The following is a 15,010-nucleotide window of genomic DNA, read 5'->3' on the forward strand; positions in this document are numbered from 1 at the left end:
TTTTAATAGAACAATTGTTTATAAATGTATAAGAAAAAAGCAGCTAGTGACCGCCTGCGGAAAAACACTACGCTATCATGTTATTTTATAATAGAGCTCCTTTCTTTTTTTTGACTAGAAATTAGCCCTAATATCCTCCTCTAGAAATATTTTCATATATATAAAACTTGACTGCTCAGCCATTGCACGGGCAGCCAAGTTCTATTTAAATGACCCAATAATAAAGATTTTATTATTTTTTATCCGCCTTATATGTGCCTACAGACGCTTCCTGTATAAATACATTTGGCTCCTCGTTAGCCACCATGACTAACTCGTGCATTGCTCGCGTACAAGCAGTGTAAAACAAAGTTTGATCTTCCTTTGTATAGTTACTATTCGTTGCATCTGGAATAATAACGGCATCAAATTCAATCCCCTTTGCTAAATATACAGGGATGATCAAAACTCCTTTTGATAATGTATACGTTTCTTCATCCAATAAGGTACAGGGAACCTCCCCTGTTAACGCATCATAGATATGTTTACTCTCCTGTAAAGATTTCGTAACTAGAGCTATCGTTTCATAGCCTTCATTCATTAGATTCTTTATCTGATGCTTTAACACTTCTTTACGTTGCGTCTCTTTGTTTACATAGATAAGCTTGGGTTTGTTTCCTTCCCGTTCGAATGGTTCAATTTCATGTTCACCTGGGACAAAATGCTTGGTAAATTGGACGAGCTGCTTTGTAGGACGGTAGCTTTTCATTAATGTAATGCGCTCTACCTCTTCTCCATCTTTTAGAAGCAACGGATTTTGTTTCGATATTGGGGCATAAATAGTTTGATTTATATCGCCTAATAACGTCATTCTCGTATGTGGAAATAATTCCGAGACATAGGCAAATTGGAAAGCAGAAAAATCTTGCGCTTCATCTATGACTAAATAACGTACGGATCGATCCTTCATATCTCCTAATAACCGCCCTTTAAAATACACATATGGCGTTACATCTTCCCATTGCAGATGGCTAGATTGAATATGTTCCACTGTTTGCGCAGCCATATCCTTCCATGAATTAGGGAGCTCAGCTAGCTCTGGATGGTATTTAAATAACTGTTCAAATGTTTTTGCGACATCTACAAACGCAAAGTCCTTCACTTTCGCTTTCATACTAGCAAACATTTTATGAACGACGGCCTTTCTTAAAATAGCCTCTTCATCCATCACACTGTCCGCACCTTGTTGTCGCGCTTTATAATACGCTTTAGCATAGGCTTCTTTATCCAACAGCTCTATCTTCTCTCCTACCCAATCCTTCGAAACCTCCTCCTGTTGAATGCTAGTTAATTCCTTCAACAGCCAATCCGCTACTAGCTCCATTCGGTTTGGTAAAGAAATGGATGATTCCATAGTATAAAAGTAATCAGCGATCGCCTCTTTGGAAATGAGTACTTCTCCGCGAAATAAAACAGGGCGAAAACAAATCCCCTTGTCATGTAAAGTTGCCAAATATGCATCCACCATTTGTTTAAATGCTAACGAAGATTTATATTCAATCCCCTGCATACGTATTTGATCCGTCATTGTATGTTTATTTGTTAACATGTACTCCATTTGATCAAAAGGAGATTCAACGGAGAAATCATCTCCTACCTTTTTTTGCACAAAGTGATAAAAGGTAGTTTGTCTCACGTTCTCTTCCCCAAGCTCAGGTAATACATTATTAATATAACTTGTAAACAAAGGGTTAGGGGAAAACAGCATCACATTTTCTGGGTTTAACTGTTTACGGTAACGATACATCAAATAAGCTATTCGTTGTAATGCTGCGGAAGTTTTCCCACTACCAGCAACACCTTGCACCAACAATAATTTACTCTTTTCATTACGAATAATCTTATTTTGCTCTTTTTGAATGGTGGCGACAATATTACGCATCGTTGTACTTGCATTATTACCTAACGCCTCTTGTAACAATTGGTCGCCAATGGTAAGCCCCGTGTCAAACATCGCCTTCATCTTTCCTTGGCGAATAATAAATTGCCGCTTCAAAGAGATTTCTCCAGAGATTTCCCCAGCTAAGGTTTGATAACTTGCTTCACCTAATGCATAGTCGTAATAAAGGCTTGATATAGGCGCTCGCCAATCATAAATGAGGAAGTCCTCCTCTTCTTTATCCATTAGAGAAGCAATGCCAATGTAAATTTTTTCTTTTTCTTCTCCATCTTCTTTAAAATCAATGCGTCCAAAATACGGATTATCTTTTAACTTATTTAATGTTTTTAATTCTTTAGCCAAACTGCCATGAACGGTTTCTTTTTGTGCTAGCAGTTCTGCTTGTTGTTTTATGCTTGCCTCTGTTTCAATGACATCATCTGGCTCATCCAAATTGACAGTTACATCGTCCCAAAATGTCTTTCTTAACTCGATGACATTTTCTTTTAATTGTGCAGTTTTCTCGAATAATTTGTTTTCTTTCTGATTAATTTCTTCTCGAATATGATCTACACGTTGTTGCTCTTGCGGCAAATCTTTATGCATTTCTAGCATTTCCGCAACCCCTTTCCATTTTCCTTGACCCTCTTTTTCAAACATGATATAATGTAAATTAGGATAATTGTATAAAAATGAAACATAATACTTTAACCTATTTAGCATAGCATTTTTCTGCCTTTACTTCAATAGGTTTATTTTAGTATGCTTTTTTATTCACTAAAAACGGTTTACCCTTTATAAAATTGAAATAATTACACATGAAAGCAATATTGTTTAAAAATATAAACCTTAAAATGTACAAAACTTAGCTTATCCATAAATCTTCTTTATACTAAAACCCTTTGTTTTATTTATACTATATACCAAATCTTATACTTCCCTATAGTGCAAAAAGCCGATACCTCCTCCTTCAAGAGAGACAGTATCGACTTTCTAAGACACATCCATTTACGCTTTTAACAATTTCGCATTAATCGCAACAATGACTGTGCTTAAACTCATCAGTACAGCACCAACTGCCGGACTAAGTACAATACCTATTGGAGCAAGTACTCCTGCAGCTAAAGGAATGGCAAATATATTATATCCCGCTGCCCACCATAAGTTTTGCACCATTTTGCGATATGTTTTTCTCGATAAATCCATTAGAGAAACAACATCTTTTGGATTACTTCTTACAAGTACAACATCTGCCGTCTCCATGGCGACATCCGTACCTGCGCCAATCGCTATTCCTAAATCAGCGGTTGCTAATGCCGGCGCATCATTAACGCCATCTCCTGTCATAGCAACCTTCCATCCTTGCTGCTGAATATCTTTTACTTGGTTCGCTTTATCATCAGGTAACACTTCAGCATATACTTCATCTATACCAAGCTGTTCTGCAACCCAGTTCGCCACTTTTTTATTATCTCCTGTTAGCATAATGGAATGAATGTCTTGCTCTTTGAGCGTAGATATTGCTTCTTTTGCTGTTTCACGCACCATATCCGCTAAAGCAATCATCCCAATTAATTGTTCATCTACAAGAACAAACACAACCGTTTTTCCTTGCTCCGACATCTCGTTAAATAGTTCTTTATCATATTCGAGCTGCTTATTATGAACATATTTCGGGCTAACTACATGTACTATCTTTCCATTCACTTTCCCTTGAATCCCTTTTCCAGTAATCGATTCGAAATCCGTTACTTTGTCAATACGTATTTCTTTCTCTTTTGCTGATTGAACGATACCTGTTGCAATTGGATGTTCAGAATTTTGTTCTACACTGGCGGCATATGCAAGTACATCTACTTCCCTTTGTCCCTCTATCGGCACAATATCCGTTACACCAAATTCACCTTTTGTTAACGTTCCTGTTTTATCAAAAACGACGGCGTTTAAATTTCTCGCTCCTTCAAAATTAGCTCGGTTACGAATAAGCAAACCTTTTTTTGCAGAAATGGATGTCGACACAGCAACGACTAATGGTGCCGCTAAGCCCAATGCATGCGGACAAGTAATCACCATAACCGTAACCATCCGTTCCATAGCCACATCAAATGGATACCCAAGTAATAACCAAATAATGAGTGTTACAAAACCAGAAAGTAAGGCAATATAAAACAGCCATTTTGCCGCGCGATTCGTTAAATCTTGTGTTTTGGATTTCGACTCTTGTGCTTCTTTTACCATCGTGACTACTTGCGACAAGAATGATTCTTCGCCTGTTTTTTCTACTTGAATGGTAAGAGAACCTTCCTTGTTCACTGAACCGCCGATTACTTCGTCGTCTTTCCCTTTTTCTACGGGGACAGATTCACCAGTTAATAAAGATTCATCTACCGCAGATTTCCCATCCCTAATAATGCCATCAACCGGAACTTTTTCCCCTGGTTTTACGAGCACATAATCTTTACTTTTTAACTCAGATAATGGTACATCTTGTACATTTCCTTGCTCATCTAATTTGTGCGCTTCATTCGGCATGAGTTTTACCAACTGCTCTAACGCATTAGATGCCCCCATTACCGAACGCATCTCTATCCAATGCCCCAGTAGCATAATATCAATCAGTGTCGCTAGTTCCCAGAAGAAATCTTTTCCTTCCCAACCGAACACCGTAAGAGAACTATACCCATAAGCAACGAGAATCGCTAAACCAATTAAGGTCATCATCCCAGGGTTTCTGTCTTTTAATTCACGAATGGCTCCAGTAATAAACGGCCAGCCACCATAGAAAAAAACAAAGGTCGATAACGCAAATAAAATATATTGATCGAATGGAAATTGCCAATCAACGCCAATAAATTCTTGAATCATTGGAGACAAAGCTAAAATAGGTATCGTAAGGATAAGTGAAATAAAAAACCGTTTTTTAAAGCCATTTACCATATCTCCATGGTCATGACCGCCGTGATGCCCATGATGCTGATGCCCCTCCCCATGACCTTGGTGCGCAGTGTTATCGTGATGTGTATGAGTCTCGTGATCATGATGAGAGTGGTCGTTCTGATGTTTGTGCTTGTGATCCTCATTTTGTTTCATCTATACCCCTCCTCTTATTGTTTACCTTTTTAATATGAGTTACAAACCAAATTTGATACCATAATACAATACCCCCCTATGGTAATTGTCAAACAAAAATTTTTTATTTCTTACTATAAAGTGAATCTTCAATCCAGTGGTGGGCTCTTTCATTTCCCACTAATTGAGAGCACAATCCACGAGTCTTACAGCACCTTATATTCGGAATAAAACGATACCCTTCTTAACACCTTGACAAAACATTGTTACTAAAATGTTTAAAAACGCATTGCATGGGAAACATACGAACTAAAAGGAGGTAGATGGATATGGCTCATCAACAACACGAGGAATTAATTCAAGCTTTACATGAATGCATGACTGCTTGCAACCATTGCTATGATGCTTGCTTACAAGAGGACGACTTAAACATGATGGCGAATTGCGTTCGTCTAGATCGTGAATGCGCAGATATTTGCAGCTATGTCGAACAAGCACTCACAAGAGGGACACCATTCGTGTCTGAATTGACTGCTTTATGTGCAACTATTTGCGAAGCTTGCGGCGAAGAATGCAAAAAGCACGAACACGACCATTGCCAAAAATGTGCAGAAGCTTGTTTTAAATGTGCGGAAGTTTGCCGTACAGCTTAATATATGACTTCAATTTTAGCAAGCAGTTCTCCAACCACATAACCAAGCGTTTTACTAAAGACCTTAAGAAAAAGGGATTTAAGTGCTGGGATCTTCCACTTAAATCCTTCCAACTTTTGAAGTGGGGATCCTACAGTGGAATGTCTAAAGAACGAGTTAAAGCAAAAAATAACAAGTTTAAGTGCGATGAAGTATATTCTTTTATACGAACAGGGATATTATTTCATAAATATAGCATTAAATTAGTTATTAGTTGAAGTTTTTTCACAACTACGAAAGTATTTTTCTATATAGGAGGTTATGACACATGAACATGAAAAAATGGATGTTCAGTCTAATGGTAATTCTATTCGCAACTGTTTTAGCTGCTTGCGGAACAGATCAAGAAAACGAACAAGATAAGGAAAACGCAGATACCAATCAACAACAAGAGGAAAAAAATCAAGAAAATGACTCCAATGATACAGAAGATAAGGATATGAAGCATTCTAGCTCCGGTGAGGTTCCTGACGGGTTAAAAGAAGCAGAAAACCCTAAATTCCCTGTTGATAGTAAAGCGATTATTGAAGCGAGTCATATGGAAGGAATGAAAGGTGCGGAGGCAACCATTAAAGGTGCATACGACACCACGGTATATTCCGTTACGTACACCCCGACAGACGGTGGTGAAAAAGTAAAAAACCACAAATGGGTGATTCATGAAGAATTAAAAGATGTGGGTGAAGAGCCTTTGAAGCCAGGGGATGAGGTAACGATTCAAGCCTCCCATATGAAAGATATGGACGGCGCTACAGCTACGATTGATTCAGTAGAACAAACAACCGTTTATATGGTTGATTATACGTCAACAACAACCGATGAAGAGGTTACTAATCACAAATGGGTTACAGAAGACGAACTATCTTCTGTAGAAAAGTAAGCAAATAGCTACTTTTAGAAAAGATTAGCTTCAAGGATTATAGTTATAAAGCCTATGAATAAGGATTCCGTGCGAATATGCCACTGAATCCTTTACATTCGTTTGTAAAACTTGAGAAATGAACCTTAGAAGTCAGATTAGTATAACGCACTAGATATTATTTTGCTATGGTAATACCTCCATTAGCTGTCCTTGCTTTAATAACATGCTCTCCATCTCCAACTACTGCATTCCAATTATCATTTCCAAACACTTCTACACCGCCATTACCTGTGCGCAAGTCATACGTTACATTCGTCGGTTCTTCATCTACATTTATATCAATACTTCCATTCTCCGCATCCAAATCCATCGATTGATTCAGTGTTTTGGCTTCCAAAAAAATCGATCCATTACTTGTTTCAGCTTTAATACTTCCTTCCACGCCATTCAGCTCCATGCCGCCATTTTGCGTGGAAACTTCTGTCGTGTCTGTTATGACTTCATCCAGCACAATTTCTCCATTTGCTCCTGAGGCTTGTAAGCTTTTTACAGTGAACTTTTCCCCGTGAATCGTTCCATTTTTCGTATCAGCTTGGATCGTTTCATACGCTTTTTGTGGTAAATGTACCGTAAGCACAAGAGAATCACCTTGGTTAAAAAAACGAAACTTGAACTTTTCCGACTTTTTACGTACTTTTAACGTATTTTCTTTTTGACCAATATCTAGAAATTTTTTATCTGGCTCGTTGCTTTTCCCTTTCAGTTCTAAAACGATGTCCGAATTATCAGTAGGGATAATAGATATTTCTTCATTAATCATGTCAAGTTCCAAATTTGTTATTCCATCAGCAGAAAATTCTTTCGTAATATCAACTTTCTCTCTAACTAATGATTTAAATGTAAACAAACATCCAACACCCCCTATAATAATGAATATAATAGCAACTAAAAATAACTTTTTTAATTTACTCATTGTTCAGACCACCTTTTACCATCTTAACATTAAAGTGTAAATACTTCATAAAAGCCTTGAACGTATAACGGGTAATAAAATACATTCCGATGATAATCAAAATACCAAGACCTGTTAAGCCAATAGAGACAAATACATCAAATAAAAGAAACGCCTCTGGATATAAAACGACATTTACTAAAACAGCTAGCGGAGATAATATAAATGATCCCCCGATTGCCCACCCAGAAGCAATCAGTGACACTAAAGCAATAAATGGCCCTAATACAATGACTAAATTAAAGAAACCTAAACCGATAACAGCCCAAACAGCACGAAATACATTGCCTGCATGAGAACTATGATTTACTTTTTCCAGATGATAGGTTGCTACCAGCTCTTTAGCAACCTGATTTGGAGCTCCTAAAGCAGAAGCAACTTCCCCTTCTGTTTTCCCTTCTGCCACACCGACGGAAAAATGCTCTGCAAAATCCTGAAGAATTTCCTTTTGTTCTTCTTTAGGAAGTTTTTTAATACCTGTAGCTAATTTTTTCATAAATACATCTTTATTCAATATGATCACTCTCCTGCAACAGCTTATTTACGCCACCAGTAAACTGCATCCACTCATGAATCAATTGATGCAAATAGTCTCTTCCTTTATCCGTCAGACAATAGTACTTCCGAGATGGTCCTTCCTTTGATTCTTGTAAATAGGTTGTAAAATATTCCTCTTTTGCAAGCCTTCTTAATAATGGATAAACAGACCCTTCCGAAATAGCTATTCTTTTCGATATTTTATTTGCTAGCTCATAGCCGTAATGATCCTGCTTATCTAATAAAGCAAGCACACACAGTTCCAGAGCACCTTTTTTAAATTGAACATTCATGTAGCTTAAGCACCTCATTTCTTATGTTTAACCTTCTAACTTCTCACTAAAACCATAAACAAAGGCTCAGGGCGCTCGTTTAGCAACGTAGCGACTAGAGCGAATTAACGAAAGATTTAGAAATCACGCCCTAAAACAAGGGGATGCCGACGCACTAAGGCAAGCCCGTTTTTAGTCGGCTTTCCACTTAGACACGAACCGATGATGACTTAACTTAGGGTAATGAAGTGAAGTCGCCTAGTTGCTGAGCGTTGAAGCCGGACGTAGCTTATTCGGTTATGTATTATCTTTTTAAAAATGATCGATGGAATCTGGACAAAGTGTTATTCTTATGGAAACTTTTATAAGTATAGATTTTAATCAGCGAGGGGATCTCCTTGCTGATGGTTTAGTAGACCTGACCTATAGACTCCGAAAAAGCGATCTCGGCGCTGTTCATTCCTACTTAAACTTGTTTAGCTTTCAGCAGCCAAAGAAGTGAAAAAGGTATAATATTTCAGCACAGTACACTTTACCACTCACTATTACATATAAAATAGTACCTATATATACTATATACTTTAGTACTGAATATTGCAAGGTACTAAAATAAATTTTATTGTTTTTACCTAGAAGGAAAGCATGAACCAACAAAATCAGAGGAAAGCCTATTTAAAAGAAAGAAGACGGAAGGGGGGAAGCCCAATCCGCCAACAAATAGAATCACATACAAACTCTGGGCACCAATATAAAATAGGAAGAAATGACCTTGTACCTACTATATATTGCGCTGGCAAGTGGAAATTCTTTTTAAAACACGATCATTTATTCCATTTGAAAAGTGTAAAAAAACAACACAGAGACAAGAACCTAAACACAAACATTAATGGATAAACTTAGTATCACTATATCTACATATAGTAATACTATTACCTAAATTGTTATTTAATAAAATTATCTATTACAGGAAATTTATTTGAATCCTCTACTTGTATATTGTAATTAAGATCCACAAAAATATCCCCATTTACATTCTCTGTTTCCTTAAGTTTAAATAATAAATTTAGACTATCTCCAGGAGAATATCTACTCGACAGATTTCCTTGAAACATGATGCTGTGATAATTTGGAGTTGAATGCTCCGATTTGAATTGAAATTCCGTGTAATCATACTCTGAATTATATTTTAAACCTGCTATTACATCATTTATAGAAACTTCATCTTCAGCGTCCAATGTTCTGGTTTGATTTGTTAGCTTTTTAGTATTATTATCATAGAACTCATTAAAGATATCATTCATTGTTAAATCTTTTTTGTTACTTTTTAAGTCTACTGAGTCTAAATTAGACTGCTTGATGTATATTCTATCATTTTTTAAGACTAGATTTTCATTAAGAGGGTGAGGATCTTCTAGAGAGGATGGTATGCATTGAGTGCATGGTTGGCCATTATTTATATAATACATTCTTGTATACCAGTTTTCTTTATTATTTGAACCATAATAAATATGGTACCCATTATATCTAGTGTTATATCCACCGGGAATCTTATAATCTACTGTGCGCCCACTAGCCACTGATCTATCTAAAACCTTACTTCCATTATGGTTAAATACAAGAATTTGAGCATTACCAACAAAAAGCTGATTTTTTTGCATAAATGGCCTTAAAACATCTTGTCCATATGCAGTGACTTCTTTTTTGACTTGAGTGTTAATGCTCCCGGTGTTAAATTTTACATTAGGATGAGTAACATAAAGATTTCCACTCCCAAAATTTGTAACATAACCAGGGTGATTACTTAAGCGGATATTACCAGCTACATTTATCAAGACTTTACCTAACACTCTAATAATTGTGTTTGTTGACGTTACTTCTTCTTGAGCAGATTTAATACTTGGCACTATATCTCCGGGGTTTTTGCTTTGTGCCAACGAAGTTATAGGGCTTATTAGCAACAATGTGAATATAGCTATCCATAAAACTGTTTTTTTCATTCAAGTCCTCCCTAATTTTTTTATTTTAAAACCGACAAACTTTCACCTCCTTCTTATAATTTTAAGCATTAAATTTAGTACCAATTCTATTATATCAAAAAAATATTAATTTTCTTTATTTTAAATAAAAAACTATTTCTCATCCAATAAAAGTTACTTGGTCAATTTAATTACTAAATATTAATTCAGTGAAATTACATCACATTGTTTTTTGGGACAGATGTTTTTTAGAAAACACTTTTTGTAACCTAACTACACTTTAGTTTTTACTCTGGCATATGTTATAATTATATATAATTTTCATTAAATTAAATTTTCCTCACCCGAAAAGGTTAAAACCGCCGTCTGTTAAAAGAACAGGCAATTTCAAGGGTAGATGTTAACGTTATGTCTTTTGAAGACGTAAAACTCACTTCCCAAATGCTTCAAAACCCATCAGATCCAGATGCAAACTTTTCAACATAAAGCAGGCGAATCCCATATTAAACATAGTTTAAACTCTATAGAGGTTTACGACAATGAGACAGATGTGAGGAGGTTGATTTACACAAGCCGATATAAAAGAAAACATTTACAGCGACAGTTAGTATGGAGAAATCTTTGTGAAAAAAAACAATCCCTAGAGAAATAGATACGTTAGCTGTGGATGGAGCTTATTTTCGTAAAGAAACCGTGATGGCTAACTGAAAAAAGAAATTATCAATTATCATCACCTATGCTATACAAATGCGGTTGAAAATAACGAAGACTTTATTTTACTTGTAAACAATATATATATAAAGAGCGCATTATTGTAGAGTGCAACATGAACTAGCACAGTTGCACCAGAATTCTCAACCATGGATTTTGGTGAAGAGCCTAAATGAAGGTGATATTTTAATTTTTTAAAAAAACGGCACATCGCTTATTTAAAATTATTTTCAGTTTAAGAGTCCTTACGTCATATTGTGATAATAACAATCGTTGAAGGTTTTGCTAAGAAATAAATATAGAATTTTTTAATACAATTCTGAATATCACACACTGATTTTAGATTTAGAAATTAAATTAAGTATTTAATAAAAGCGAATATGAAAAAGTATTGACATTTAACATTATTGGGACTTAAGTATTTCAGATTTTTCAAATTCATTCAATCTTCCACCAGGAACTGTAAAACGATCACCTATAGATCATATTTAATGCTGGTAGCACAGCCAAATGATTCATAGTCTGTTTAGCACGGCCCCTCGGCTTGCATGATTAACTAGCCAAGACGCCATTATAAAAGGGATATTGGCTAACGCATGGAAATGCTGTTATGCGCGCACTCCACGTAAAACCTCCTAAACCACCTTCTACTCCCATACTAAATAGCTAAGAGGCTCCTTAAGAAAACGTAAAAGAGGTGCTTTAATGAATAAAAAACTAAAAGATGTGATAAAAAAAATTCAAACACGCTCAGCTTTAAGTCCGAGAAGCAAATTCAATGTTAGTCAAACTAAAAGAAAGTTTCTATTTATCGTTTTTTTTGTGATTTTTCTAATCATTAATACGTATTTATATGGTTTATTGTACTACAATTATTTACCATGGAAAACAAATTTGGCTACCACCTTAGGAGTTTTCATAGCTTACTTTTTTTTACTAGTACCATTAACTGCTTTTGTAGCAGAGAAGTTGTCTATCTATTTATTATATAAAGGTCTCGGTAAGCAAAGATGGTTTTTAATTTTTATTGTAATACTAATAATTGCAGCATCAATATTATTTTCCTTTAAAATTATAAAGGAAAATAGTGAAAAATCGTTAGGTAGCATTTTAGATTATAACACAGCAAATTTCCAATCATTAATAATTGATATAGAATATGAGTCGAGAAATGTTAATGATGTAAATAAGCTAGTAGATTTTTTAGATCAATACAAAATAAAAAAAATGAAAGAGCATGAATGGAATAGCGATGTATCAAAAGAAGAAGGGATTCACATCACAATATATACCAAAAACGGCTCAATAGGACTAGGTATTTATGAGAATCGTCTGGTGCATTACAATAGTGGTAATTACTATAATGTAACTAATGCCCCAATAGATATAGATTACCTTAAAGATATTATTAACTAGCATTTATTTTTAAACCTGCAGTGATATGTCAAAAATAAAGTAATTTAATATGAAGTTATCAAGATACAATTTTTTTAAAAAAACAATAGGAAACTAGATTAGCAATAAAAAGTATATTTCCAGATTTGTTTTTGCATAGGCGTATCAACGCACGAATTTTCTTGCGATTAATGTGAATGCTCTGTTATATTGCTGTTTCAGTACTTCCTGAATAATAACATAATATTCTGCAATTTGCTTTCGTATCAAGTTGGACCTCAACAAGATAGTAATACTAAATAAGAATAGATTCGTTAAATTTTGGATTGAATTTATCTAAGAGATAACTAAAACCCCGAATCCACCAGCAATTAATAAACAAACCATACATTATTGTTGTAAATCTTAAAATTTGTCTCATTATCCTATACGTAACGAAGCATTTAGATTACAATACACCTTCCCTATAGTGAAAAAGAGAGGATACTCCTCTCTTTAACCAGTAAACACATCTTCTTCTGGATACCGAATTGACGACTCCCTTTTTTTAGCAAATACAAACGCCATGGTAAGTGGTCCTATTCGCCCAATAAACATCATAATCATAATGACCTCTTTCCCAAGAGTAGTAAGATCCCCCGTCAGTCCCATGGAAAGCCCTACAGTACCAAAAGCAGAAATCACTTCAAATGCAATCGTTAGAAATGGCGCATTTTCAGTGACTGTCAACATGAAAATAGCTATAAATATACAACTAATACTGATCATCATGATCGAAAGGGCACGAACAATAACATGAGATTTTATTGTTCGCTTAAACGCTGTTGTTTCATTTTTTCCACGTAAAAATGACATCGTCGCTAGTAACATAACAACAAATGTTGTCACTTTAATTCCACTACCAGTAGACCCACTTCCTGCCCCGATGAACATCAGTAGCATCGTAACAAGTATAGATGATTCGTTCATTGCAGCAATATCCAATGAATTAAAACCAGCCGTCCTTGGTGTTACTGCTTGAAAATACGACCCCCATAGTTTATCAACGAATGAAAAGTTACCGATCGTTTCTGGGTTACTATATTCTAAAACAAATAATATGCATAGAGCAGTAACATTAATAACTAATGTACCAACGAGCATTAATTTAGAATGCAAAGACAATCGATGAAATCCTTTTTTATCCCAAATATCTACCAAAACCGTAAATCCTAGACCACCTGTAATAAATAATCCTGTAATAATAATATTTACTAACGGGTCACCTACATATTGCGAGAGACTGTCAGACCAAAGCGAAAACCCCGCATTATTAAAAGCAGATATGCTATGGAACAAACTATAATTTAACCCATCAGCCCAGCCATACGCAGGCACCCATTTTACAGCAAGGAATATAAAAGCAATTGCTTCTATCGTAATCGAAAAAATAAATAATAATTTCACAAGACGAAGGAGTCCACCTAACGAGGTTTGATTTAAATTTAACGACTCCTGTGTTAACAATCTTTGTCGTAACCCAACCTTTTTACGCATCATCATTAAAATAAGTACAGAGAAAGTCATAAGACCTAACCCGCCAATTTGCATTAAAAACATAATGACAATTTCTCCGAACAATGTATAGGTTGAGCCAGTATCAACAACAACTAAACCTGTGACAGTTATGGCAGAAGTAGCAGTAAACCAAGCATCTAACCAAGTTATAGACGTATACGTAGCTACAGGCATTTTTAATAAGCATGCGCCTACGACAATAAAAAATAAAAATGTCAATGCTAAAATTTGTGGCGGATTACAATGAATAATAATTCCACGTATTGGATGTAATGAGATAATTTTTTTCATCATCCCCACCTCTTTCTATAATTGAACAGATACCCACGCACATTGCTTAGAAAAACTTGGATTTTCACCAACTGTTTATGGACAAAAACCACAATACGTTCCTATAGTGTCCCCTAAAGCTTTCATTAAATGAACATAAAGGTGCTGTTATTTTCCATGCATCCTGCCAAATCTTTGTTAAAGGGAGTGTTACAACACCATATATTTGAAATAAAAAAAGACCATCAAAAACATGGTCTCAAAGGCTGTGATTTCCCTAGGACCTCTCTCCTAATAAAACATATGCTTACGAGGTTAGCTGTCGGGTTTGGGATGGAGAGCACCCCTTTCTCTATCATGAGAATTCACCCCAAGGCCGCAATAAATCACTTCTACGACCAATTTTCTGTGGTTCCCCCGCTCAAAACAAGATTCAGCAAAAGGTACATGGATAATTATGAATGAATCTTTCAATAAGCTATAATTTACTCCGATTGCATGGGATTGTCAATATATAAATGTGAAGTTCAGCGACTAATTTGTGAACTTCGAGTAACTTTGTTGGGCACTTAAGCGAATTTCTTATCAACTTCATTAAAATAAAGCAACCATAAAGGGTTAAATCTCTTTATGGTTGCTTTCTGGCACGCATTATCCGCAAGGAATTAAATACAACTAATATTGTAGCTCCCATATCAGCAAGTATAGCTAGCCATAAGGTAAGCCATCCTGGAATAAC

Annotated in this window: 10 protein-coding genes and 1 riboswitch; of the genes, 3 read left to right on the plus strand and 7 right to left on the minus strand. The window is 35.5% G+C overall.

Features of this window, described 5'->3' with window-relative positions; genetic code table 11:
• Positions 1-232: 232 nt before the first annotated feature.
• The gene (helD, locus tag HLX49_RS01735) at positions 233-2,641 is read right to left on the minus strand and encodes an RNA polymerase recycling motor HelD (RefSeq protein ID WP_296360648.1); all 2,409 of its coding nucleotides are present in this window, start codon (positions 2,639-2,641) and stop codon (positions 233-235) included.
• A 285-nt stretch (positions 2,642-2,926) separates the two neighbouring features.
• A complete protein-coding gene (locus HLX49_RS01740) occupies positions 2,927-5,008 on the minus strand; it encodes a heavy metal translocating P-type ATPase (protein WP_296360649.1) in 2,082 nt (693 codons plus the stop codon).
• A gap of 308 nt (positions 5,009-5,316) precedes the next feature.
• Here HLX49_RS01740 and HLX49_RS01745 point away from each other — a divergent pair, with 308 nt between their 5' ends.
• Both HLX49_RS01745 and HLX49_RS01750 read left to right on the plus strand, forming a co-directional pair.
• Positions 5,317-5,640: a four-helix bundle copper-binding protein gene (locus tag HLX49_RS01745; RefSeq protein ID WP_296360650.1), complete on the plus strand. Its 324-nt coding sequence runs from the start codon at positions 5,317-5,319 to the stop codon at positions 5,638-5,640.
• Positions 5,641-5,947: 307 nt separating this feature from the next.
• Positions 5,948-6,559, plus strand: a complete 612-nt coding sequence (locus HLX49_RS01750) for a DUF1541 domain-containing protein (RefSeq protein ID WP_296360651.1) — start codon at positions 5,948-5,950, stop codon at positions 6,557-6,559.
• Between the two features lie 157 nt (positions 6,560-6,716).
• On the opposite strand, the gene HLX49_RS01755 is transcribed toward HLX49_RS01750, so the two are convergent.
• The 4 genes from HLX49_RS01755 to HLX49_RS01770 form a co-directional block, all read right to left on the minus strand.
• Positions 6,717-7,514: a DUF4097 family beta strand repeat-containing protein gene (locus HLX49_RS01755; protein WP_296360652.1), complete on the minus strand. Its 798-nt coding sequence runs from the start codon at positions 7,512-7,514 to the stop codon at positions 6,717-6,719.
• Entirely contained in the window at positions 7,507-8,067 is a 561-nt protein-coding gene (locus HLX49_RS01760) for an HAAS signaling domain-containing protein (protein ID WP_296360653.1), read from the minus strand. The genes HLX49_RS01755 and HLX49_RS01760 overlap by 8 nt, the downstream gene beginning before the upstream one ends.
• Positions 8,060-8,383, minus strand: coding sequence for a PadR family transcriptional regulator (locus HLX49_RS01765; RefSeq protein ID WP_101932783.1), 324 nt, complete (start codon positions 8,381-8,383; stop codon positions 8,060-8,062). The genes HLX49_RS01760 and HLX49_RS01765 overlap by 8 nt, the downstream gene beginning before the upstream one ends.
• A gap of 920 nt (positions 8,384-9,303) precedes the next feature.
• Positions 9,304-10,359, minus strand: coding sequence for a hypothetical protein (locus HLX49_RS01770; RefSeq protein WP_296360654.1), 1,056 nt, complete (start codon positions 10,357-10,359; stop codon positions 9,304-9,306).
• Positions 10,360-11,754: 1,395 nt separating this feature from the next.
• On the opposite strand from HLX49_RS01770, the gene HLX49_RS01775 reads away from it, so the two are divergent.
• The gene (locus HLX49_RS01775) at positions 11,755-12,465 is read left to right on the plus strand and encodes a hypothetical protein (protein WP_296360655.1); all 711 of its coding nucleotides are present in this window, start codon (positions 11,755-11,757) and stop codon (positions 12,463-12,465) included.
• 474 nt (positions 12,466-12,939) lie between these two features.
• Here HLX49_RS01775 and HLX49_RS01780 read toward each other — a convergent pair whose 3' ends face one another.
• The gene (locus HLX49_RS01780) at positions 12,940-14,292 is read right to left on the minus strand and encodes a TrkH family potassium uptake protein (protein ID WP_296360657.1); all 1,353 of its coding nucleotides are present in this window, start codon (positions 14,290-14,292) and stop codon (positions 12,940-12,942) included.
• Between the two features lie 268 nt (positions 14,293-14,560).
• A riboswitch (cyclic di-AMP (ydaO/yuaA leader) is annotated at positions 14,561-14,720 on the minus strand.
• Between the last annotated feature and the right edge of the window lie 290 nt (positions 14,721-15,010).

The sequence above is a fragment of the Virgibacillus sp. genome (genome assembly GCF_013393565.1).
In the GTDB taxonomy this organism is placed as follows: domain Bacteria; phylum Bacillota; class Bacilli; order Bacillales; family Amphibacillaceae; genus Virgibacillus; species Virgibacillus dokdonensis.